This is a genomic window from Flagellimonas sp. B-3, from assembly GCF_056857835.1.
In genome coordinates this window covers 103482-127656 of sequence record NZ_JBSXNW010000019.1, presented here as the reverse complement: position 1 = coordinate 127656, position 24175 = coordinate 103482, and the positions used below count along the sequence as shown (strand labels likewise).

The following is a 24175-nucleotide window of genomic DNA, read 5'->3' as shown; positions in this document are numbered from 1 at the left end:
ATGTTTGACACAGAGATAAAATCATTAAAATCACTTAACCACTACCTCCTTAAACTGGTAGAAAGCCGTCTATGGCTTAAAGTAATCATTGCCTTGTTTTTAGGTGTTGGATTTGGTCTGCTATTGAGCCCACAAAATGGATGGATTTCTAAAGAAACAGCAGATATCGCGGGGAATTGGCTGGCATTGCCTGGTGTCCTGTTTCTGAAACTGGTTCAAATGATTATGATTCCGTTGATTGTGGCTTCCATCATTACTGGAATAGCAAGTAATGATAAGGACAATCTAAAAAAATTAGGTGGTGGGGTTTTGTTATATTTTCTAGGTACTACGATAGTTTCGGTAAGTTTGGGTGTCATACTATCTCAACTTTTTAGACCTGGTCGCTTTTTACATCAACAGGCTCTAGCTGAACATAATGAAATTACAGCTGTTCCAACGGAAAATCCAGAGCTTTCCTTCGGAATTGAAACGATTCCTGATGCCATCTCAAACTTACTTCCCGAAAACCCGTTGGCATCTATGGTAAGTGGTGAAATGTTAAGCATTGTAATTTTCACAATCATTATTGGTGTAGCTGTGCTATCACTTGAAAATGCCTTACTGCGCCCAGTGAAGCTGCTTCTAAGTGCCATTCAGGAAGTCTGTATGACAGTAGTAAAATGGTCAATGCTTCTAGTGCCTATTGCTGTTTTCGGACTTATGGCGCAGCTCACCTCTAGCGTTGGTTTGAGTTCTCTATCTGGCCTCACCTACTATGTGGGTGTCGTCTTGCTCGGTCTGTTATTCTTAGTGATTTTCTATTTAGGGCTAATTGTGCTTCTTGGAAAATCAAACCCTATGCATTTCCTGAAAAAAATAAGGGATGTTCAGCTATTGGCTTTTTCAACCACAAGCTCTGCCGCTGTGATGCCACTTTCTCTTCAAACAGCCGAAGAAAAACTAAAGGTGGACAAGACCATTAGCAATTTTATCATTCCCATTGGCGCAACCGTCAATATGGATGGTACTGCACTCTATCAAACGATAACAACCCTTTTTATAGCCCAAGCCTATGGACTGGAAATGAGTTTGCTCAATATTATTGTGGTCATTGTAACTATCGTTGCTGCTTCAATCGGCACACCTGCCATTCCCGGAGGTGGTGTGGTGATACTCGCTTCTGTTTTGGGAAGTGTCGGTATTCCAGCCGAAGGCATCATCATTATCATTGGTGTAGAAAGATTGTTGGGAATGTTCAGGACTGCTGTAAACGTAACGGGTGACCTTACAGCTTGTATGGTTTTTAATAGGTTGTATGGTATAAAAAATACTGAAATTCTTAAAAAAGAAGCTTTATAACTATGGATAGTACTATAAAACATATAGGTGTATTTACCTCTGGAGGTGATAGTCCAGGGATGAATGCAGCCTTGTACGCCATTACAAAAACGGCTGAAGTAAATGGTATAAACGTAAGCGGCTTTCGAAAAGGATATGAAGGATTGATAGACGGTGACTTGGTTCAATTAAAATCACACGAATTACAAAAACTGACCCAAAAGGGTGGCACTATCCTTAAGACAGCCCGAAGCAAACGTTTTCTCGAACTGGAAGGTCGAAAAAAAGCCTTGCAAACTCTAAATGTAAACAAAATAGACGCTTTAATTGCCATTGGTGGTGATGGTACATTTAAAGGATTACTTGCTTTTTCAGAGATATGCGATATCCCATTCATAGGGATTCCCGGAACTATTGATAACGATATTTCGGGTACGGATTACACCCTTGGTTTTGATTCCGCAGTTAACACAGCCATTGAAAATATTGATAAAATAAGGGATACTGCCGAATCCCATAACCGTGTGTTCATTGTTGAAGTAATGGGAAGGGATTCGGGTTACATCGGTATTCATTCTGGATTGATGGTTGGTGCGGACGCCATATTAATTCCGGAGAGCGGTACGGACTTTATTAACCTTTTGGGTAAGGTGAAAAATTACGATAGCGAGGATGCTTTTCTAATCGTAGTTTCTGAAGGTGACGAAATTGGTGCCGAACTTGTTTCTTCAAAAATAAAGGAAGTCAACCCCAATGTCGATTTACGAATTACAAAACTTGGGCACGTACAGCGTGGTGGAAATTCTTCTGCTTTGGATAGAATGTTGGGCATTAGACTTGGAGTGGCGGCTGTGAAAACACTTTTACAAGGTAAAAAAAATGTAATGGTAGGAGTCTTAAATAATCAATTGCATCTAACCCCTTTTGAAGTGGTGGTCAAGCAACATCAAGTAGATAATGAATTGTATGAACTTTTAGAATTATTTGGAAAGTAAGAAATGATAGAAGCCTTTAAAAATATCAACCCTTTCATCCTTGGATTGCTCATCAGTCTGGGCATTGGCCTTATTCTTGGGCTGGAACGTGAATATGATAAATTGAAGGAAGAACAAGGCTTTGCAGGTATAAGAACCTTCCCAATTGTTGCCATTATTGGTTTTATATTGGGAAATCTTTCCCCAACCTATACACCTTGGTTGGTCATTATCATTGCGGCAGCATTTCTTTTGTTTCTGTCTTTGAGTCATCTTTCCATAGTACAAAAGCATATTATGACTGGTATTACCACCAATATGGCCTTGTTCGCTACGCTAATTTTGGGTGTTATGGTTGCCAATCATTTGCATAAGGAAGCAGTTGCGACCGCAGTAGTCGTGGTTACGCTGTTATCATTGAAAACGACCTTTAATACATTCATTAAGAATATTACTTCTGAAGAGCTCTTTGCTTTTATTAAGTTTTCAATTATTGCGCTTCTTATTTTGCCTTTCTTACCAAATCAAGATTATGGTCCAGAGGGATTACTTAACCCTTTTGAGATTGGAGCGATAATAGTGATAGTGTCATTTCTGAATTTCATTGGTTACTTTCTTGTAAAATATGTAGGTTCTAAACGTGGTATTCTGCTCACTGCTATTTTAGGCGGATTGATTTCAAGTACCGCAGTAGCTTGGATATATGCTTCGCGAAGTAAGGAATCGCCAGAACTTTCAAAAGAATATGCTGCGGGTATCATTATAGCTTCCGCAATTATGTTTCCCAGACTTGCGATTCTGGCCTATATTTTCAATAGTGCCATACTTTTAAATTTAGTCATTCCATTTACTATTCTTACCCTTATCTGCTTGATAAGCGCACTCTTATTCATCAAAAAGAATACAGATGTCACAAAAACAGCTATCAATCTGGGTAATCCGCTCAATATTTGGAACGCCCTTGGGTTTGGTGGTATTTATGTGGTCATCCTGTTTGCAGTTTTTTATGGAAATCAATTTTTTGGCGAAAGCGGTTTATACTATTCAGCCCTAATTGCAGGATTGGCAGATACGGATGCAATAACTATTAGTATGGCAAAATTTGGGTCATTGGAAGAAAAACTCACGCTGGCCACCAATGTCATTATAACAGCAACCATAAGCAATATGATTGTAAAACTTGGTATTACCTATTTCAAAGGTTCTAAAAAGACCGGGAAACTCGTGATGCTAATTTTTGGAACTGTTGTCATCGTAGGGTTAGTATATATTTTAATACAGTTAGGAAATTAAAAAAAGTGAAATGAAAACAACAGTATTCAGCACGCATAAGTTTGAAGAGCCGTATCTCGTAAAAGCGAATGATGGCAAGCATCAATTAAAGCTGCTTGAGAGTCGTTTAACTCAAGAAACTGCTATTCTCGCAACGGGTTCTAAAGCAGTAAGTCTATTTACGGGCGATGATGCCTCGGCACACATTCTTGAAAAATTCAATGCTTTTGGCATAAAATATATTGCTCTGCGTTCAGCAGGATTCAATCACGTGGATTTAGCAAAAGCAGCTGAACTGGATATGAAGGTGGCACGTGTTCCAGCCTATTCCCCTTATGCCATTGCAGAGCATACAATGGCGCTCATACTTGCATTAAACCGAAAATTGATTAAAGCACACAACAGGGTTCGTGACCAGAATTTCTCATTGAACGGTCTTACCGGTTTCGACCTCAATGGAAAAACCGTCGGCGTTATCGGGACTGGAAAAATTGGGTCTGTATTGGTAAAAATACTACACGGTTTTGGTTGTAAAATACTTGTTCAGGATGTCATTGAGGATGAAAATTTAATCAAGTTTTACAATGTAATCTATACCAATTGTGAAACTATTTGTAAGCAGTCCGATATCATAAGCTTACACGTACCACTAACGTCTTCAACGAAACACTTGATTGATGCAAAACATATTTCATTAATGAAGCAAGGCGTAATGCTTATCAATACAAGTCGTGGTGGATTGGTCGATACCAAAGCTGTTATCGAAGGATTGAAAACTAAAAAAATTGGGTATTTCGGAATAGATGTGTATGAGGAAGAAGAAGGATTGTTCTTTGAAGACCATTCCGATGACATTTTGCAAGACGATGTCATTGCACGCTTAATGACTTTTAATAATGTTTTAATTACCAGTCATCAGGCCTTTTTAACCGAAACTGCATTGACAAATATTGCTGAAACCACAATATATAATCTGGATTGTTTTGAAAAAGGCAAAGTTTCAGGAAACGAAGTTTCTTGATTAAGAAGCAAAAAATAGTAGTAACACTTAAATCTTAAAATTATGAAACGAGTAAAAAATAAAGTAGCCATTGTCACAGGAGGAGCATCTGGTTTGGGAAAATCAAGTGCTAAACTATTGGCACGAGAAGGAGCAAAAATAGTCGTGTCCGATATAGACGAAGAAGGTGGTAAAAAAGTAGTTCAACAAATAAAAGAAGACGGTGGTGAGGCCATATTCATTAAACAAGATGTTGCCAAAGAAGATGAATGGAAAAACGTTATTGAAACTACCCTTGAAACTTATGGGAAATTACACATTTTAGCAAATTCTGCTGGAATAGGGCTCGGAGGAACAGTTGAAGATGTAACCCTTGAAGATTGGAAAAACCTTATAGATATAAACCTAAATGGCACTTTTTTAGGCACCAAATATGGTATAAAAGGTATGAGGAAAACAGATGAAGGTGGTTCCATCATTAACTTCTCTTCCATTGAAGGACTTATCGGTGACCCCAATTTACCTGCGTATAACGCAAGTAAAGGCGGTGTTACCATTTTCACTAAATCTGCCGCCCTACATTGTGCTAAACAAGGCTATGGCATCCGTATCAATTCTATCCATCCTGCTTATATCTGGACCCCAATGGTAGAGAATTTTCTCAAGGCTCAAGGTGACGTAGAAGAAGGCAAAAAACAATTGGAAAGTTTACATCCAATTGGTCATTTGGGAGAACCTGACGATATAGGGTACGGAGTTGTATATCTGGCCTCTGATGAATCCAAATTTATGACCGGTTCCGAACTGGTTATCGATGGTGGCAATACCGCCCAATAAGAAAAACAATAAAACTAAAATTATGAAAAACATACTCGTACCTACCGATTTCTCGAAAAACTGCACTAAAGCAGCAAATCTTGGTATCGAAATAGCCAAACTATACGATGCAGAGATACACTTTTTACATCAAATGACTACCCCTGTTGATTGGGTAAAACTGGATAAACAAAAAGAAAAAAGGTATCCCGAAACTTTAAAGGAAATTGGAGTCGTTAAATCAAAATTGCGGGAACTGGAAAAAAAGGCTGAGCACGAAGGTCTTAAATGTCGAACTTTTCTTCAATTTGATTCGGGACAGAAAGATATTTTAGAACATTCTGGTCATTTCCATCACGATTTCATCGTTACCGGCAGCAGTGGAACCAAAGGTGTCATTAGAGAAATTACGGGTAGTAATGTTGAAAAAATAGTTCGAAAAGCCAATGCACCCATTATCGTTGTCAAAGAAGAGGATGTAACGTTTCCCTTCAAGGACATTCTATTTGTTTCTTCTTTTGAAGAGGATGTCACGCATCCATTTCAAGAAATCTTGTCAATAGCCAAAAAATGCGATGCTAAAATCCATTTGTTACGAGTAAACACAGAAACTGACTTTAATAGCATAGAGCTTGGCTTAAATCCTGTAAAGGAATTTCTTGAAAAATTCCCCAATCTGAAGAACTTCTCAATGAGCGTCCATAATGAGTCTTCCGTAGAGGCAGGCATCAATACATTTTTAAAACATCAGCCCGCAGATTTAATTGCAATGAGCACCCACGGAAAAACGGGATTTTTGAGCCTATTTTCAAAAAGTATTGCCGAAGGTGTTACAAACCATTCTTCTCTACCTGTAATGACCATACATATTAAAAAATGAAAAATCCAATCAACATAGTAAAGTATTCAGGTGATGTGGTAGCCTTTGATGTAGATAAGCTTATCAATTCCTTAAGGCGTTCACAAGCGAGCGAAGAATTAATTCAGCAAATAGTTGAACAAGTCGAAGGTCAACTCTATGATGGAATTACCACAAAAAAAATCTATCAGATGGCATTTAAAATGCTTAAGCGTAAATCTCGTGTAAGTGCCTCAAAATACAAGCTAAAAAAAGCGATAATGGAATTAGGGCCATCAGGATTTCCTTTTGAAAAATTTGTTGGTAAGATTTTAGAGATGGAAGGCTTTAGCACAAATGTGGGAGTTATTGTTCAAGGTAATTGTGTACAGCACGAAGTTGATGTTATCGCCCAAAAAGAAAACAAACACTATATGATTGAATGCAAATACCATAGCGACCAAGGCAGATTTTGTAATGTAAAAATCCCATTATATATCCATTCACGGTTTTTGGACGTAGAAAAGCAATGGGAACACCAAAAAGGTCACGAGGCTAAACTTCATAAAGGAGCTGTGTACACCAATACGCGTTTCACAACCGATGCCATTCAGTACGGGAAATGTGTTGGAATGCTTTTAAGCAGTTGGGATTATCCAAGAGGAAATGGTCTCAAGGACAGAATAGATAAATCTGGGCTACATCCCTTAACCGCTTTAACAACACTTACTAAAGCTGAAAAAACAAAATTATTAGATGAAGGCATCGTACTCTGTAAAGAGCTTCACGAAACCCCAAAAATTTTAGAACAAGTAGGAGTGCCAAAATCAAGACACAAAAAGGTTCTCGAAGATTCAAGAGAATTATGTGGAATTCATTAGAGCACTACTTAAATTTTTAATCTAAATAAATAGGACAAATGAAAACAGAAGAACTGAAAGAACAGAACCGTATAGATTTAGAGCCATTTTACCAAGCATTGGAAGATGATTCTAAACTACTTGAAGAAGCCCTCGAAATATTATTGGGTATGGTACACTTCGAGCCTAAATCCGTAAAGAAGTTGGCACTCGTAATAAAAGAGGATTCCCGCAATCTATATAACGAAATAGCGGAATTGAGCAAATCGAACCAAGACAAAGGAAATACGCCTTCCTGTTGTGGTGGACATTAATAAATACTATAACGATGAAAAACAAAAAAATAAACATCCACTTTTTGGGAGCGGCAGGCACCGTGACTGGCTCAAAATATTTGGTGGATACAGGAGATAGAAAGATACTTATAGACTGTGGCCTCTTCCAAGGGTTAAAGGAATTACGCCTTAAAAACTGGGAGTACCCACCTGTTAATGTAGGTGATATTGATGCTGTTTTGCTTACCCACGGTCATATGGACCATACAGGTTATTTACCCAGATTGGTAAAACAAGGCTTCAATGGTCCCATTTATGGTACGAATCCTACTTTGGACATTGCAAAAATCATTTTGAATGATAGTGCAAAAATACAGGAGCAAGAAGCCGAACGTGCCAATAAGGAAGGCTATTCCAAACATAGTCCCGCAGAACCATTATACGATTTAAAGGATGTAGAAAAAACTATCCCACACTTTAAAGGAATTCCACAATCACAATGGATTCCGTTATTTGATGGTATTAGGGCTCGCTTCCAATACAACGGACATATTCTGGGTGCAACCTATATTGAGTTGGATGTGCACGGAAAACGTTTTGTCTTTTCAGGAGACATTGGTAGAACCAATGATTTATTGCTCTATCCACCCCTTAAACCAAAAAAAGCGGATGTGCTTTTCATTGAATCCACTTATGGTGGAAGGTTTCATCCCGATGAAATAGAAGCACTTCCACATATTGAAAAATTAGTAAATGATACCATCAACAGAGATGGTAGCTTATTTGTCCCAAGCTTTTCGGTAGAACGTGCCCAGCTAATGATGCTCATCTTTTGGAAATTATTGAAAGAAAAGAAAATCCCCAGAGTACAAATGATTATGGACAGCCCGATGGGTGCCAACGTATTGGAACTGTTTCATAGAACTCGGGATTGGCACAGATTGGAAGACAACGAATGTGACGAAATGTGCTCACACTTTACAGTTGTTAGCAGTTATCGTGAAACAATGGAATTAAGAACAGATTACAAACCAAAAATCGTGATTGCAGGAAGCGGAATGCTCACAGGGGGAAGAATGCTAAACTATCTTGAAACACAGGCACAAAATCCAAATAACACCTTACTTTTTGTAGGCTATCAAGCTGAAGGCACTCGTGGCAGAAAATTATTGGAAGGTGAAAAAGAACTAAAAGTATATGGAAAATGGGTGCCGTTTAAAATGCAAGTAGTAGAAATTGAAGGGCTTTCGGCACACGCAGACCACGCAGAACTTATGGACTGGATGGATAAGATAAAAAACAAACCCGAACGTATTTTCATTGTACACGGTGAAAAAGAGAGTGCAGAAGCATTGCAAAAAGGCATCAAGGAAACCTATGGGTGGGATGCAGAAATTCCGCAATTATACACCATCGAAGAAATAGAATAAATCGAAAAATCACAACAACCAATAAAATATGGACACACACTCAAACATATTAAAATATAAACATCTCGGAATCTATACCCAAAACGAAAATGTAGTGTATATGCGCGAAGATTGCCACGTCTGTATTTCAGAAGGGTTTGAGGCACTTACCCGAATAAGAATATCCAATGCAAATACATCAATCGTAGCAAGTCTTAATGTCCTGAATTCTGATATTCTGTTGCCTAATGAAATCGGACTATCAGATGCTGCCGCGAAAAAACTCAATGTTTCCCCAAACGATACATTATATGTTTCCCATTTAGAGCCTATTGAATCCTTAAGCCACGTCAGGGCAAAAATCTATAACAAAAAACTGGATTATAAGGCCTATAACAACATCATAACCGATATCGTGGAAGGCGATTATTCCAACATCCACCTTTCGGCATTTATTACTGCCTGTGCTGGCGACCGAATGGATATTGATGAAATATCCGACCTAACGAAAGCAATGATTGCTTCCGGAAAGCAACTGAACTGGAACAAGGATATCGTGGTCGACAAACATTGTATTGGCGGATTGCCTGGCAATAGGACAACACCATTGGTAGTTGCCATTGTTGCCGCGTATGGGCTTACTATGCCAAAAACATCCTCACGGGCAATCACTTCGCCAGCAGGCACAGCAGATACAATGGAAGTACTGACCAATGTTACGCTCTCTTCCGAGGAAATAAAGACCGTAGTAGAAAAAGAAGGCGGATGTTTTGTTTGGGGCGGTACAGCGCAGTTAAGTCCTGCCGATGATGTGCTCATTAAAATTGAAAAAGCCTTGGATATTGATAGCGAAGGTCAGCTCATCGCTTCAGTACTCTCTAAAAAGGCAGCAGCTGGTTCTACTCACGTGGTCATTGATATTCCCGTGGGAGAAACCGCCAAGGTTCGCAGTACCGAAATGGCAGAAAAACTAAAAAATCATATGGAAACCGTTGGAACTGCTGTTGGGTTGAATGTAAAAGTTGTAGTTACGGATGGCACGCAGCCTGTTGGAAGGGGTATCGGTCCAACTTTAGAAGCCATAGATATATTAAAAGTTTTGAAAAATGAGGAAGATGCACCTAAAGACTTAACAGAAAGAGCATTGCTTTTAGCTACTGAACTATTAGAACTTTCTGGAAAAGTAGAAAAAGGAAAGGGACAGGAAACCGCACATAAAATTCTCAAATCTGGAAAAGCATATGAAAAATTCGTAGCCATTTGTAAGGCGCAAGGTCAATTTTCAAAACCAGTTTTAGCACCTTATAAAATTGAAATTAAAGCTGAAAAGTCAGGCGTTTTGCAACGAATTGATAACCGTAAAATTGCAAAACTGGCCAAGCTTTCTGGAGCACCACAATCTAAATCGGCAGGGATTCTTCTAAATGTGCATTTGGGAGAACAAATCGAAGAGAACCAACTGCTTTATACCATATATGCTGAATCCAAAGGTGAACTTAATTATGCCTTGGAATATGAAAACAACCATAACGACATCATAACTATAAATTAAAGAACATACTATGAAAACAATATTATTCAGTCTTCCCGGAAATGAAGAACTCACAGAACTAATGGCTACAAAAATGGATGCTGAAGTGGGTCAAGCCACATTAAGGAAATTCCCTGACGGGGAATCATACACGCGCATATTGTCTGATGTTAAAGATAAATGTGTGGTACTGGTATGCACCTTGCACGAACCGGACGAAAAACTGTTGTCACTATATTTTTTAAGCCACACAGCCAAATCATTAGGAGCTATGTGTACCTGTTTGGTAGCACCCTATTTGGCGTATATGCGGCAGGACAAAGTATTTAATGAAGGAGAAGGAGTGACTTCCGGTTTCTTCGGAAAATTGATTTCTGGTTTCGCCGATAGCATTACCACAGTTGACCCTCACTTGCACAGAATTAGTTCGTTGGGAGAAGTGTATCAAATTCCAAATAAAGTGATTCACGCTGCCGACGCAATTTCAGAATGGATTAAAGAAAATATCGAAAACCCGGTACTTATCGGACCTGATTCTGAAAGTGAACAATGGGTATCAGAAGTCGCCAAAAATGCAGGAGCACCATTTACGGTATTACAAAAGGTGCGTCACGGTGACCGTGATGTAGAAGTCTCTGTTCCCGATGTGGATATATATAAAGATGCTACACCCATTTTGGTAGATGATATTATTTCCACAGCCCGAACAATGATTGAAACCGTACAACATCTTAAAAAAGCAGGAATGAAACCACCTATTTGTGTAGGCATTCACGCCGTTTTTTCAGGAAATGCCTATCAAGATTTATTGGATTCCGGAGTAGAAAAAATAGTGACTTGTAATACCATCCCACACTCTTCAAATGGAATAGATTTAAGTGATATTATGGCAAAAGAGGTAAAAAAATTAATGCACCATATATGAAAAAACAAGGCTTTATAGTACTAATCACTTTATTCAGCATCACAATGACTGGACAAACTGAAATGCTTATTGGGCAGATTTCAGGTAGAGTTGTTGTTCGAGAAAATTTTGATGAAGAAGGCTCTTTTTTAAACAAACAAACTTTTGAAGCTGGTGAAACAATAAAGAAAAATGGATACTATGAAATTGAGGTGGTTACGGAATTGTTCGATGAAGACAAAAAATCGACCGATAAATACACCACAACTTATCGTTGCAAGCCTGATGAAGCAAGTATAATGGTAATGGCTTTCCCGTTTTCCAGCCCAAAATCAAAGGAGACCGAAATTAATACCACCTCTAAAAAATTTAAAGACCTCTATGATTTGGACAATCTTGAAGATATAGAATTAGAAATGAGTTTTGATTCGGGCTTGTTGAATTTTTTTGGCTCAAAAAGTACCATAAAAATTTACGACCGAAAATTTAATAATAGCGAAAATAATATTAATTCAAAAATTAACATTAAGGCCTATGCCTTGGGAATTCGCATTAAGCAACTCAATTATACTGTTAACGAGAAATTAAATGCACAAGGTCTATTGACCTTTCAAAAATTTACCGAAGAAGACAACAGTTATTTTACAATGACTTATAAATAAAAATAAATGAAAAATTATAACACCCTTTCAGAAGCTATTAACGATTTGCAGACAAACGAATACCCTTATGATTTCAACTTAAAACCTGAATGTCTGGAATGTGCTTCCCTGAAAATTGAGATTCGACCAGAAGATTTTAAAGTGGATAAAATATATCGCTTTGAAGGAATGAGCAGTACCGATGATAACAGCATTTTATATGCAATATCTTCCAAAAAAGAGCTTAAAGGTCTTTTAGTAGATGCTTATGGCGTCTATGCCGAAAACATATCGGAAGCAATGAGAAAAAAATTACGATAACACTTAAACAAGACAATAATGGAAAATCACGAACACCACAATCACGAAGAAATGGACCATTCAAAAATGGACCACTCTAAGAAAAAACAAAAAAAAGCAGACCATTCTAAAATGAATCATGGAGATGGAGACCATTCAGGTCACAATCCGGGACACGGTCAAATGGGTCACGACCATCATAAAATGATGATTGCAGACTTTAGAAAACGGTTTTGGGTAACACTTGTGCTTACCATTCCCATATTGTTTTTCTCGCCAATGATTCAGGAATTTTTTGGTTATGAATTTTTACTTCCAGGAAATCCATATATCCTTTTTGCACTTTCCACTGTTGTATATTTTTATGGTGGTTGGCCATTTTTAAAAGGGTTTTGGTCTGAAGTCAAAAAAGGTGCACCAGGAATGATGACTTTGATTTCTATGGCAATTTCTGTAGCATATTTTTATAGTACTGCTACCGTTTTTGGTTTAAGAGGTGAAGACTTTTTCTGGGAACTATCAACACTTATATCCATAATGTTGCTTGGCCATTGGATAGAAATGAAAAGTGTGTTAGGTGCGTCAAAAGCCTTACAGTTGTTGGTGAGTATGATGCCTGCAGAAGCGCATAGGGTAAAAGGCGACACCATAGAAGACATCCCTCTCGAAGATTTACTGAAGGATGATGTGATTTTGGTAAAACCAGGTGAAAAAGTTCCGGCTGACGGAATAATAGTAGACGGTTCCAGTTACCTAAATGAATCTATGCTCACAGGTGAATCTAAACCTGTAAAAAAAGATGAAAACGATAAGGTTATTGGTGGTTCGGTAAATGGCAATAGTACCTTAAAAGTAAAAGTTGAACATACTGGAAAGGATAGCTATCTCAACAAGGTTATCAAAATGGTTGAAGAAGCACAAAAAACCAAATCCAAGATGCAAAACCTTTCAGATAGGGCTGCAAAATGGTTAACCTATATCGCTTTGGCTATTGGTTTTGGAACATTAGCAGTATGGTTGATTTTAGGCTTTCCGTTTGTCTATGCTTTAGAAAGAATGGTTACCGTTATGGTTATTGCTTGTCCACACGCATTAGGGCTTGCTATTCCATTGGTGGTTGCGATTTCTACGGCAGTATCTGCTCAAAATGGATTGCTTATTCGAAATAGAACTGCGTTTGAAGAGTCCAGAAAAATTTCAGCTTTGCTTTTTGATAAAACAGGAACACTAACCAAAGGTGATTTTGGTGTCACTCGAATCGAGTCTGTTAACGAGACTTATTCAACAGAGGAAATTTTAAGACTTTCAAGTGCATTGGAACAAAGTTCTGAACATCCAATAGCTGTTGGGATTATTAAAAAAGTAAAAGAAGATAACATAACCATTCCAAAACCTGAAAACTTTAATGCAATTACAGGTAAGGGTGTAGAGGCAAATGTTGAAGGCAAAGAAGTTAAGGTAGTAAGTCCTGGCTATTTAAGAGATGAAAAAATAGACATCCCAAAAGACGCTTATAGTGATGCCGCTGAAACTGTCGTGTTTGTATTAATTGATGGGAAACTGGCAGGTTACATTGCGCTTGCTGATGAAATAAGACCGGAATCTGCCGAGGCAATCAAAATATTTAAAAAGAATAACATTAAAGTTCTAATGGCAACTGGCGATAATGAAAAAACCGCTAAGGCTGTGAGTGAAAAACTTGGATTGGATGGTTACTACGCCGAGGTATTGCCACATCAAAAAGTTGAAATTGTAGAAGAGTTACAGAACAAAGGTGATTTTGTAGCTATGACGGGTGATGGTGTTAATGATGCGCCCGCTCTCGCAAAAGCCGATGTAGGAATTGCAGTAGGCTCAGGTACAGATGTAGCAGCTGAAACTGCCGATATTATTCTGGTCAACAGTAATCCACAGGATATTGCCAATTTAATTCTCTTTGGGAAAGCCACCTACAATAAAATGATTCAGAATTTGATTTGGGCTACAGGATATAATGTCGTGGCTATTCCTTTAGCAGCCGGTGTATTATATTCTTCAGGTTTTGTTTTAGGTCCTGCGGTTGGTGCGGTATTTATGAGCTTAAGTACTATTATAGTAGCTATTAATGCGCAATTATTAAAGCGAAAAATCGGTAAAAAATAAATGGACAAAAAAGAAAAACTCAACAGGATATCTTTAATCCTGTTGAGTTTATTTGTAGTGATGTTGGGTTATGGTATTTTATTGCCAACCCTTCCCTACTATACCGAAAGATTAGCTTTAGGAGATAACCTAGATACTGATTCGATTAACTTTCATATTGGTTTTTTGACCAGTATTTATCCGCTCTTCCAGCTTCTTTTCGTTGTACTCTGGGGCAGGCTATCCGATAAATACGGCCGTAAACCCATTATCATTGTTGGGCTAATCGGCTTTGTAATTATGCAATTACTTACCGGTCTTGCTACATCATTGACGATGCTATATGTTGCTCGCATCTTTGGTGGTATTTTCACGTCATCAGTTATTCCAGTTAGCAACGCATATTTGAGCGACATTACTTCTGAAAAACGAAGAACAAAAATAATGGGTTGGTCGGGTGTTGCCATTAGCTCTGGTGTTATTTTTGGCCCTGTCATTGGTGGCTTTCTGTCTCAAACTGACCTTCATTTAAAATATACGATAGGTCTGCTGCATTTAGACCGATTTTCAGTACCCTTTTTGTTTGCCGCTCTTCTAGGACTTATAGTCTTATTTGTAGTAGCAAAATGGTTAAAAAACACCACTCGCGTACATACGTTCACAACACAAAAAGCGAGCTTGCGATTCACATTTACCAAATATTTTGTCGTATTACTGGGTCTGTCGTTTGTCATCCAATTTGTAGTAACGCTGTTTGAAACTGTCTTTTCAATATATGGGAAAGATGAATTAGGATTTAACAGTAACCAAATAGGTATTGGTTTTATGCTATGTGGTTCAATAATGGCTGTTTTACAACCTTTGTTCGCTACTTACGGAGAGAAGTTTTTATCCACAAAGAAACAAATTGCATTAGGGTTGTTTATATCTGGATTATCCTTAATTGTCTTTCCCTTTTTTAAGAATGAATACTTGGTATATGTGTTAATCGTTGTTTTCGCTGCTGGAGGTGCTATGGTAACCCCAAATTTACTTTCTGCGGTCTCATTAATATCAAAGCAAAATACTGGCAGGAACATTTCTATTCAGAGCTCTACTAATAGCGTTGGTCAAATTCTAGGGCCTGTTTTAGGGACTTGGTTACTCGCAGGTGGTTTTTACTACCCTTTTATAATTGCTGGCAGCATTGTCTTGGCTGTTATTGGTTTTTTATTCTTTTTCAAAAATCCACCATAAGAAAATAAGCACATAAGCTATTAAATTTATCTGACGATCCGTAGGTTGGCCAAAGGCTGCCCGCCATTTACAACTTCTTTCTTTTCGTTTGTTTCCAGAACAGATTTTAACTGGGCCATATCCTTGCTTATCTTCTTCTCCACTACCCTTGCATACTTTTGGGTCGTCGAAAGTTTGGTATGCCCCAATAGCTTGGATACCGTTTCCAAGGGGACATTGTTCATCAGGGTAATAGTGGTCGCAAAAGTGTGTCTGGCCACATGAAAGGTCAGGTGCTTTTTGATTCCGGCATTGCTTGCAATAATCTTTAGGTATTTGTTTACTTTTTGATTGGAATAGACCGGTAAAAGGGTATGCCCATTTTTGACATCGGGAAAATCCGAATACTTATCCAATATCCCCTTGGCCTGGGATAGAAGTGGAACCCTCACCGGGGTCTTGGTCTTTTTCCGTTTGACATTGATCCACTCCTCCCCATCGATACCCGTTACAATATCGCCCCGTTTGAGGAGCTTGACCTCAATATAGCTGAGACCTGTATAACATGCAAAAAGAAAAATATCCTTTACAATGCCCTTGCCGCTATCCCTGATTCCAACAGAAGCCAAGCGTTGAATTTCGGCCTCTTCCAGAAAATCACTGTCGTAATCCTCAAACTTCATGTTGTACTGGTTGAAGGGGTTTTGGGGGATGCACCTGAACTTAAAGGCTATGCCCACCAATTTCTTGAACCGCTCCATGTGCTTCATGATACCATTGTTGGTCAGTGGCTGAGCCTTATTGATCGGAGTACAATTTCTAAGGAAATTCTCAAATTCAACAACGAAGGTATAATCGATGAAGGACAGCCTGATGTCCTGTGAGTTGAACTTTTTCTTTACGAACCGTTTTAGGTAGGTTTCCGTTGCCCCATAATTCTTAGAAGTGCCGGGTTCAAGTTTTGGCATTTCCTTGTCACGGTGGTACTTGATAATATCTTCAAGAGTCCTTAATGTCCTATCCTCTCCGAGATAACGCAGTTTAATGGCGTTGGAGGTGATTACCATACCTTCGGAATACAGTTGCCTATGGCAGTCCAAAAGTTTGGCATAGACATCATCAAGGTACTTGTTGATACCATTGGCCCCCTTTACCCTTGGGTTCAATCTATTTGATTTAGGACACCAATGATCTTCCAAAGTGGTGCGCTTGATACTGAGGTCCGAGGGAATCCCATCGACCTTGATCCGGGCATAGATGGGAACAAGCCCGTTTTTCCTTTTGGCCGTTTTCTTGAGCCAAAATCTGATACTGAATGTTTTAGAGGTTTCCATGTGTTTCGCTTTTAGTGGAACAATCCGTTAAGCGAAAGTCAAATCACACGAAATATCGAATCATGAACGTCAATATACGAAATCCATTCCGATTAAAATAGGACACCCTATAGGACACCTTTCTCCCTGGTTTCAGATGGGCACAAAAAAAACCAGAAAAAATTAATTTTCTGGTTTTCAATAATTTATGGTTTAATTTGTTGCTAAAAAAACCATTTCTGTCGGGGTGGCAGAAACCACATCCAATTTATAAGTATTTAAATATCAATGCTTTAACATCTTAATCTTAAGAGCATTCCCGTTAAAAACACGGAAAGCAAAAAACAACTTTTGAACACAATTTTGATGTGTTTAATCAAAGATAAAAATAGTGATAAAATTTGAACTATCTATTTTCATAATTGAGTCATAAACAATCAATTATTTCTATATCAAAAACTACTCAAACTGGAAATATATGTAAGCATTGGATGTTTGTTTTTAACTGTTATAAATCGTTCTATTTATCCATCCCATCCGCATTGGAGCATTAACGGAAAAACCAAATCTGCATCGGTTCTTAGCTTAATATCCCCAAGCTCTAAAACTAATTATCCCTTTTGGTTTTATTTTCCCGATATGGTACAGGACTTAATCCTGCCCTTTTTTTAAAAAAGTAGCTAAAATGTGAGGGTTCGGAAAAACCCAATACAATTGAGATTTCAATTATACTGTAAGAAGTATTTTCCAATAATAGCTTGGACTCTGCGAATACCTTTTCGGATATGATCTGGGTCGTGGTTTTTCCCCTATGTTTTTTCAATACCTTGTTCAAATGGTTGACATGGACATGTAACGCATCCGCATAATATGAGGGACTCCTTTGAATGGGCAAGGAGTTCTTGTCATGAACCGGAAATTGACTTTCCATGAGTTCCATAAATCCGGTGTAAATCTTATCGGATGCTTCCTTCTTTCCTTTAACCGACATAGAAAAACAATTGTATTTGAAAAATTCCGTAAGACCCTTTAAAATTAGGGGTAACAACTTCAACCATAACCGTCATACCGATCAGTTCCCAACGCGTTGCTGTAATTTTTTTGGATAACGATCTCCTTTGATTTCGATACCCGCTAAGGCTTCCTCCATTTTAAGCAAATCTGCTGGTGTCAAATGGATATCAACAGCACCGATATTCTCTTTCAGTCGATGTGATTTTGTCGTTCCCGGAATCGGAACTAAATATGGTCTCTGAGCCCATATCCAGGCCAGCGCAATCTGTGCAGGGGTACCTCCCTTCTCCAATGCGATTTCCCCTAAAAGATCAACCAGCTTTTGGTTGGCCTTTCTATTTTCCTCCGTGAATCTGGGAACGATGTTCCTAAAATCGTTTTCAGAGAATGTTGTATCAGCATCGATCTTACCGGTCAAAAAACCCTTTCCCAAGGGACTGAAGGGCACGAAACCAATGCCCAATTCTTCCAACAAAGGGAAAATTTCCTTTTCAGGCTCCCTCCACCATAGGGAATATTCGCTTTGCAATGCCGTTACAGGCTGTTCAGCATACGCCCTGCGTATGGATTCCACTCCTGCCTCAGAAAGGCCAAAATGCTTCACCTTTCCTTCTTTGATAAGGTCTTTTACCGTTCCCGCAACATCCTCCATGGGCACCTGGGGGTCCACCCGGTGCTGATAGAACAGATCAATGACATCCGTACGCAATCTTTTTAAAGAGGCTTCGGCCACTTTCCTGATGGTTTCTGGGCGACTGTCCTGTTCCTTTTTTGAGTCCCCGTCCTTAAAGCCGAATTTAGTGGCTATCACAACATTGTCCCTTATAGGCTCCAAAGCCTCGCCCACCAACTTTTCGTTGTCAAACGGACCGTAGACTTCCGCAGTATCAAAAAAGGTCACTCCTTGCTCGTACGCTTCCCTGATCAATCGAATGCCATAATTTTTATCGGTGGCCGGACCATAACCAAAACTCAGGCCCATACAGCCATACCCTATTGAAGAAACGGTCAAATCATTACCTAAAACCCTGTAATCCATCTTTGCCTTTTATGCAAAAGTAGTAGACATTATACATTGCATCAGTACACAAATTACTGGTATTGCTACCAATTTTACTTATCCATATAGGACAATAAGTAAGGTACCTTTGCAAAAAGCAAAATGAAAGTCAGTTTATGAATTCAATAGGTGTACAATCATTTGGAAACATGGTTTTGGAAACCAGTATTGTATTAGTTGTTGAAGTAGGTTGTTGCCGGAAAAATGTTTTGAAAAAATTGCCTTAGTCCTACGGTTTCATTTTCAAAAAAAGTTTGGGCATGGTTTCCAAATCAAGACTGTTCATGTCTATAAGCTGTAATGATTTGACCATCTGAAGGGTGGAGGATTTATAATATTTGAAATGCGGTGTCTGCAGATGGGATTGATAAGCGTCGTTATCGGCATATATTTCCAACAATCTGATTTGGGAAGGGTTTTCCTTTTCTTGCATAGGGTAGATGCAAATAACGCCAGGTTCCAAACGTACGGATGCCTCCGATTCCTCTTTCAATAGGGCAATATATGCTTCGGTATATTCTGGATAAATTTCTATTTCCGCAATTCGCACCAACATCTGGCCTGCTTGGGACTTTGGTTTATCACTGTTTATTTTTTGTGCATGACCATAATTCACCATAACCACTAAAAAAAACACCCAGCCTATATAATTACCTATGCTTTTCAATACTTTCCGATTTTAATGTTATGCGGGACAAACCCAATGATTTTATAGTAACAACTAAAATTATGGAATCAATTTAGCTTAAATACTTTAGATAAGGTTGTTGGTATAAACGCTCCCCCTTGGCCTTATAAAGTGCATTGGCCACGGCGGCAAAAATCGGTGGAAAGGTCGGTTCCCCCAAACCTGTGGGATCAATATCACTCTCAACAAAATAAACCTCGATCTCCTTGGGCGCTTCGGTCATTCGAATCATGCGGTATGTATCAAAATTTGATTGTTGCGGAACGCCATCCTTAAAGGTCAATTCTCCATAAAGCGCATTGCCTATACCATCTACAATACCACCCTCGGCCAAATTGGTGGCGGCATCCGGATTGACCACGATACCACAATCCACCGCACAGGTCACTTTTTCCACCACTGGTTTTCCTTCCTTTATTTCCAGATCCAGAACATGTGCAGCATAGGAATTATGGCAGAAATAGGCCGAAACGCCCCTGTTCCCATTGGAAGTGGCATTCCAGTTGCTTTTTTTCCTTACCAATCGAAGCACGCCGGCGTAGCGGTCTGGATCGTAATCGTTGTTTTCCCCAACGGGGTTTGTCCTGGCCCTTTCCAAAAGCTCCAACCGGAATGCAATCGGGTCTTTGCCCGCAGCCTCGGCCACTTCATCCAAAAATGATTGTTCCGCACTGGCCATAAAATTGGAACGGGGCGCCCTAAAGGAGCCTATCGTAATGTTCGAATCCACGGACCAGCTTTCCGCCAAGTAATTATCCACGGCTCCGGCAGGAAAACGGTTGGCGTACAACGGACTTTTTGGAATGCCCCCTGCATTGACATGAAAGGCGACAAGATTGTTGTCCGCATCCAGGGCAGCCCTATATTTGGCTTGGTACGTTGGCCGATAAATGCCTCCCGTCATATCATCCTCTCGGCTATAAATGAGCTTTACGGGAGCTTTGACATGTTGGGATATGAGCGCCGCCTCGATAAGCCAATGGGCATAGGACCGTCGTCCGTACCCACCTCCCAAACGGGTCATTTGTATGTCTATGTTTTCCACAGGGATACCAAGCCGCTTGGAGACGGCTTGCTCGGTAAGCTCCGGTTTTTGCAGCGGTCCTTTGAGCGTTGCCCTATCGTTGGTGACATGGGCAAAAAAGTTCATGGGTTCCATACAGTTATGTGCAAGAAAGGGAGCGGTGTAAGTTCTCTCAATGACCTTATCGGCATTTTGGAAAGCCGATTCGGGATCACCATCTTTTCGGACCTGTGCGCTTTTTTGAGCAGCCATTTTTTCCATGAGCTCTCCATGGTCCGTACTATTTTCCAAGCCGGAGGGAATGGTCAATGTAGTCTGGGAACCACCATAAGGCACCCGCTCTTCGGTATAGGTTTCAAAAGGTTCCCATTCGGCCTCCACGGCCTTCTTGGCATTCATGACCTCCCATGTGGAATTCCCCACAATGGCAACGACCTCAAGAAAGGTACAGGTATCAAAATGTTGTCTGACATAGTCATCATGGAGCACCTTAACGGTAAAAACATCCTTGATGCCGGGCATGCCCTTGGCTGCCGATCCGTCCATTGATTTCAATTGGAGACCAAAAGCGGGAGGATGCAGGATCATCGCGATGAGCATATTGTCCTGTTGGATATCGACCCCGAACAACGGTTTTCCGGTAACAATGTCCAAGCCATCCACATTTTTTTGTGAAGTACCTATGATTTTAAAGTCATCGATATCCTTGAGCTTGATGTTTTCAGGTACGGGTATTTGGGCCGCTGAAGAGGCCATATCCCCATATCCGGCGGATTTACCACTTGACCTATGGTGCAGGACCCCACTTTCCGTACTGATTTCCGACACCGGCACCTGCCATTGTGCCGCTGCGGCCTCCCTGAGCATGTGTCTGGCAGAGGCCCCCGCGGTCCTGAGTCCGTTCCAGCCCCTGCGAATCGCCTGGCTTCCACCGATAAACTGGAAGGAAAAGGCCTCGGTATCCAATGGGGCCTGTTCCACGATGACATCCTTCCAATCCACGTCAAGTTCCTCGGCCACGATCATGGGCATGGAGGTCTTCACATTCTGCCCTCCTTCCGGGTTGGGCGACATAATGGTGACAAGACCATTGTCCCCTATTTTCAAAAAACCATTGATATTGAACCATTCCTCGGGCAGTTTATCCACTTCTTCCGGGGTCAACTTGCAAGAGGCCAACCAATTGAAGCTCAACATCAATCCACCACCTGCCATGGCCGAGCTTTTTATAAAGGAACGTCTATTTATTTTGGTTCTATGTTGTTTTTCCATTTATAAAGGGTAAAGGAACAATTCATCTATTGTTTTCAATCAAATTCAACTTTTCCGCTATCCCACCAAAGGTGGTTTGTCGGTTGCAAAGGGCTGATGGTAATGCCTTCTTCCCGTCGCCTTGTATATCGCATTGGCCAAAGCCCCAAATACCGGGGGGAAGGGTGGTTCCCCCAAGCCCGTGGGGTCAATTTCATTTTGCACAAAATGGACTTCAATATTTTTTGGTGTCTCGGAATGGCGTATGATCTTATAACTGTCAAAATTGTTCTGATCGGGCTTGCCGTCCGTAAAGGACAGGTTGCCGTACATCGCATTGCCGACACCGTCAACAATGGCTCCTTCGGCCATATTGGCCGCCGCGTCGGGATTGATAACGATCCCGCAATCCAACGCACAGACCACGCTTTCCACTTTTGGCGTATTGCCCTCCATGGTGACATCCACCACATGGGCCGCATAACTGTTGTGACAGAAATAAGCGGATACGCCCCGGTGCGTTCCCGAGGGCACTTGGGACCAATTTGATTTCTCACGGACCAGTTTTAGCACTCCCGCCAAGCGATCTGGGTCATATTCGTTTTCCTCCCCTACGGGATTGTCCTTTGCCCGCTGCAATAGCTCCAATCGAAATTCGATGGGGTCTTTTCCCGCGGCTTCGGCCACCTCGTCCAAAAATGCCTGTTCCACGCCCGCCATAAAGTTCGAGCGGGGGGCCCTGAATGCACCAATGGTGATATTGGAATTGATCTCCCATTGCTGTGCCAGATAATTATCGACGGCACCTGCAGGGAAACGGTTGGCAAAAAGGGGCGTTTCCGGTATACCGCCCGCCTTGACATGGAACGCGATCAGGTTGTTGTTCTCGTCCAGGGCCGCCTTGTAGTCGGCACGATATGAGGGACGGTAGATACCACAGGTCATATCATCTTCACGGGTATAGACCAACTTTACGGGTGCCTTGGCCTCCCTGGAAATCAATGCGGCCTCCACGGCATAGTGGCCATAGGCCCTTCTTCCAAAACCACCGCCCATCCGGGTCAGTTCAATATCGATTTTTTCCACGGGCATGCCCAATCTGGCCGCCACGGTCGGAGCGGTCAGAACCGGGGCCTGCAAAGGACCGGCCAATTTTGCCCCGTCCTCTGTCACATGGGCAAAAAAGTTCATGGGTTCCATACAGTTGTGTGCCAAGAACGGACAGCTATAGGATCTTTCGATAACCGTTGCAGCTGTTTTGAACACCTCTTCCGGATTACCGTCCTTACGGGTTGTGGTCGAAGACCTTTCCGCCATTTCATTCATTTGGGCATAATGGTCCTCCGTACTTTCCAAACCACTCGGGACATCCACTTCCATTTCGGTGCCGAACCGGTCCATTTTAAACTTTGAATCTGCAATGGGTTCCCATTCCACCTTCAATTGCTTTTTGGCATTCATGACCTCCCAAGTGGTTTTGCCCACAATGGCAACCAGGTCCGTAAACGCATTGGTATCAAAATAACCCCGGGTAAAGCCATCTTCGAGTGTCTTTATGTTGAAAACATCCACAATGCCCGGCATGGATTTTATCCGGGAACCATCAAAAGATTTCAATTGCAGCCCAAAAGCGGGGGGATGTACCACCATGGCCACAAGGGCACCATCAAACTGGTAATCCAGACCGAACAATGGTTTTCCGGTTACAATTTTGTGGTTCTCCACACTTTTTTTGGAGGTACCGATAATGGTAAAATCCTTCACTTCTTTTAAAGTGACTTCTTCGGGTACCTCCAGCTTTGCGGCTGCAGCGGCCATCTCACCATAACCCGCCGATTTATCGGAAGCGGTATGGCTAAGCACTCCCCCTGAAACCGTGATTTCGGATGCGGGCACTTGCCAAGTCTCGGCAGCTGCCGTTATCAACATTTGCTTTGCAGTGGCCCCGGCGATACGAAGGCCTTCCCATCTGCGGCGGATGCCTTGGCTGCCACCGGTAAATTGCCATCCATAGTCCTCTTGATCAAAATTGGCCTGTTCCACCAATACATCTTGCCAATCCACATCCAGTTCATCGGCCACGATCATGGGCATGGAGGTAATCACCCCTTGTCCAAATTCGGGGTTGGGCGACATAATGGTCACCAGTCCGTTATCGCCGATTCTTAGGTAGGCATTGATCTCGAACCACTCGTCTGGCATTTCCCGAGCGACCATTTTTTCGGCATCCTTGGGTTTGCAGGAATTCAACATGCTGAACCCAAGTACCAATCCGCCACTGGCCAGACTTGTATTTTTGATGAAGGCGCGGCGGCCCATTTGTGTCTTTATCTTTGCCATCTTCTGAAT

Annotated in this window: 21 protein-coding genes; 15 read left to right on the top strand and 6 right to left on the bottom strand. The window is 40.8% G+C overall.

The window, feature by feature from the left end; translation table 11 throughout:
• From AC13CS_RS07900 to AC13CS_RS07830, 15 genes are read left to right on the top strand one after another with little or no spacing between them, the layout of a single operon-like run.
• A complete protein-coding gene (locus AC13CS_RS07900) occupies positions 1-1341 on the top strand; it encodes a dicarboxylate/amino acid:cation symporter (protein WP_220114877.1) in 1341 nt (446 codons plus the stop codon).
• A 2-nt stretch (positions 1342-1343) separates the two neighbouring features.
• Complete coding sequence (locus tag AC13CS_RS07895) at positions 1344-2315, top strand: ATP-dependent 6-phosphofructokinase (protein WP_127137416.1); 972 nt, start codon at positions 1344-1346, stop codon at positions 2313-2315.
• A 3-nt stretch (positions 2316-2318) separates the two neighbouring features.
• A complete protein-coding gene (locus tag AC13CS_RS07890; RefSeq protein ID WP_127137417.1) occupies positions 2319-3587 on the top strand; it encodes an MgtC/SapB family protein in 1269 nt (422 codons plus the stop codon).
• 10 nt (positions 3588-3597) lie between these two features.
• On the top strand, positions 3598-4587 hold the full coding sequence (locus AC13CS_RS07885; RefSeq protein ID WP_009778886.1) for a 2-hydroxyacid dehydrogenase: 990 nt from the start codon (positions 3598-3600) through the stop codon (positions 4585-4587).
• A gap of 42 nt (positions 4588-4629) precedes the next feature.
• Entirely contained in the window at positions 4630-5403 is a 774-nt protein-coding gene (locus AC13CS_RS07880) for an SDR family oxidoreductase (protein WP_293164660.1), read from the top strand.
• A gap of 22 nt (positions 5404-5425) precedes the next feature.
• Positions 5426-6262, top strand: coding sequence for a universal stress protein (locus AC13CS_RS07875; RefSeq protein ID WP_117159490.1), 837 nt, complete (start codon positions 5426-5428; stop codon positions 6260-6262).
• Positions 6259-7101, top strand: coding sequence for an ATP cone domain-containing protein (locus AC13CS_RS07870; protein ID WP_127137418.1), 843 nt, complete (start codon positions 6259-6261; stop codon positions 7099-7101). Before AC13CS_RS07875 ends, AC13CS_RS07870 begins: the two co-directional genes overlap by 4 nt.
• 38 nt (positions 7102-7139) lie before the next feature.
• Positions 7140-7394: a hypothetical protein gene (locus AC13CS_RS07865; protein WP_009778882.1), complete on the top strand. Its 255-nt coding sequence runs from the start codon at positions 7140-7142 to the stop codon at positions 7392-7394.
• Positions 7395-7408: 14 nt separating this feature from the next.
• Positions 7409-8785, top strand: coding sequence for an MBL fold metallo-hydrolase RNA specificity domain-containing protein (locus tag AC13CS_RS07860; protein WP_127137419.1), 1377 nt, complete (start codon positions 7409-7411; stop codon positions 8783-8785).
• 28 nt (positions 8786-8813) lie between these two features.
• Positions 8814-10316: a thymidine phosphorylase family protein gene (locus AC13CS_RS07855; protein WP_008616398.1), complete on the top strand. Its 1503-nt coding sequence runs from the start codon at positions 8814-8816 to the stop codon at positions 10314-10316.
• Positions 10317-10326: 10 nt separating this feature from the next.
• Positions 10327-11220 carry a ribose-phosphate pyrophosphokinase gene (locus AC13CS_RS07850; protein WP_008616396.1) on the top strand — a complete coding sequence of 298 codons (894 nt, stop codon included), beginning with the start codon at positions 10327-10329 and terminating at the stop codon, positions 11218-11220.
• Complete coding sequence (locus AC13CS_RS07845; RefSeq protein ID WP_127137420.1) at positions 11217-11861, top strand: hypothetical protein; 645 nt, start codon at positions 11217-11219, stop codon at positions 11859-11861. The genes AC13CS_RS07850 and AC13CS_RS07845 overlap by 4 nt, the downstream gene beginning before the upstream one ends.
• A gap of 6 nt (positions 11862-11867) precedes the next feature.
• The gene (locus tag AC13CS_RS07840; RefSeq protein ID WP_009778877.1) at positions 11868-12161 is read left to right on the top strand and encodes a hypothetical protein; all 294 of its coding nucleotides are present in this window, start codon (positions 11868-11870) and stop codon (positions 12159-12161) included.
• An 18-nt stretch (positions 12162-12179) separates the two neighbouring features.
• Positions 12180-14282 carry a copper-translocating P-type ATPase gene (locus tag AC13CS_RS07835; RefSeq protein ID WP_127137421.1) on the top strand — a complete coding sequence of 701 codons (2103 nt, stop codon included), beginning with the start codon at positions 12180-12182 and terminating at the stop codon, positions 14280-14282.
• Positions 14283-15497: an MFS transporter gene (locus AC13CS_RS07830; protein ID WP_127137422.1), complete on the top strand. Its 1215-nt coding sequence runs from the start codon at positions 14283-14285 to the stop codon at positions 15495-15497.
• A 26-nt stretch (positions 15498-15523) separates the two neighbouring features.
• Here AC13CS_RS07830 and AC13CS_RS07825 read toward each other — a convergent pair whose 3' ends face one another.
• From AC13CS_RS07825 to AC13CS_RS07800, 6 genes are all read right to left on the bottom strand, one after another.
• On the bottom strand, positions 15524-16810 hold the full coding sequence (locus tag AC13CS_RS07825; RefSeq protein ID WP_293164696.1) for a site-specific integrase: 1287 nt from the start codon (positions 16808-16810) through the stop codon (positions 15524-15526).
• A gap of 586 nt (positions 16811-17396) precedes the next feature.
• The gene (locus AC13CS_RS07820) at positions 17397-17780 is read right to left on the bottom strand and encodes a helix-turn-helix domain-containing protein (protein ID WP_293164699.1); all 384 of its coding nucleotides are present in this window, start codon (positions 17778-17780) and stop codon (positions 17397-17399) included.
• Between the two features lie 81 nt (positions 17781-17861).
• A complete protein-coding gene (locus tag AC13CS_RS07815) occupies positions 17862-18842 on the bottom strand; it encodes an aldo/keto reductase (RefSeq protein ID WP_293164702.1) in 981 nt (326 codons plus the stop codon).
• A gap of 250 nt (positions 18843-19092) precedes the next feature.
• Positions 19093-19530 (bottom strand): putative quinol monooxygenase, encoded by a 438-nt coding sequence (locus tag AC13CS_RS07810; RefSeq protein WP_293164705.1) that lies wholly within the window; start codon positions 19528-19530, stop codon positions 19093-19095.
• A gap of 73 nt (positions 19531-19603) precedes the next feature.
• The gene (locus AC13CS_RS07805) at positions 19604-21847 is read right to left on the bottom strand and encodes a molybdopterin cofactor-binding domain-containing protein (protein WP_293164708.1); all 2244 of its coding nucleotides are present in this window, start codon (positions 21845-21847) and stop codon (positions 19604-19606) included.
• Between the two features lie 57 nt (positions 21848-21904).
• The gene (locus tag AC13CS_RS07800) at positions 21905-24166 is read right to left on the bottom strand and encodes a molybdopterin cofactor-binding domain-containing protein (RefSeq protein WP_293164711.1); all 2262 of its coding nucleotides are present in this window, start codon (positions 24164-24166) and stop codon (positions 21905-21907) included.
• Between the last annotated feature and the right edge of the window lie 9 nt (positions 24167-24175).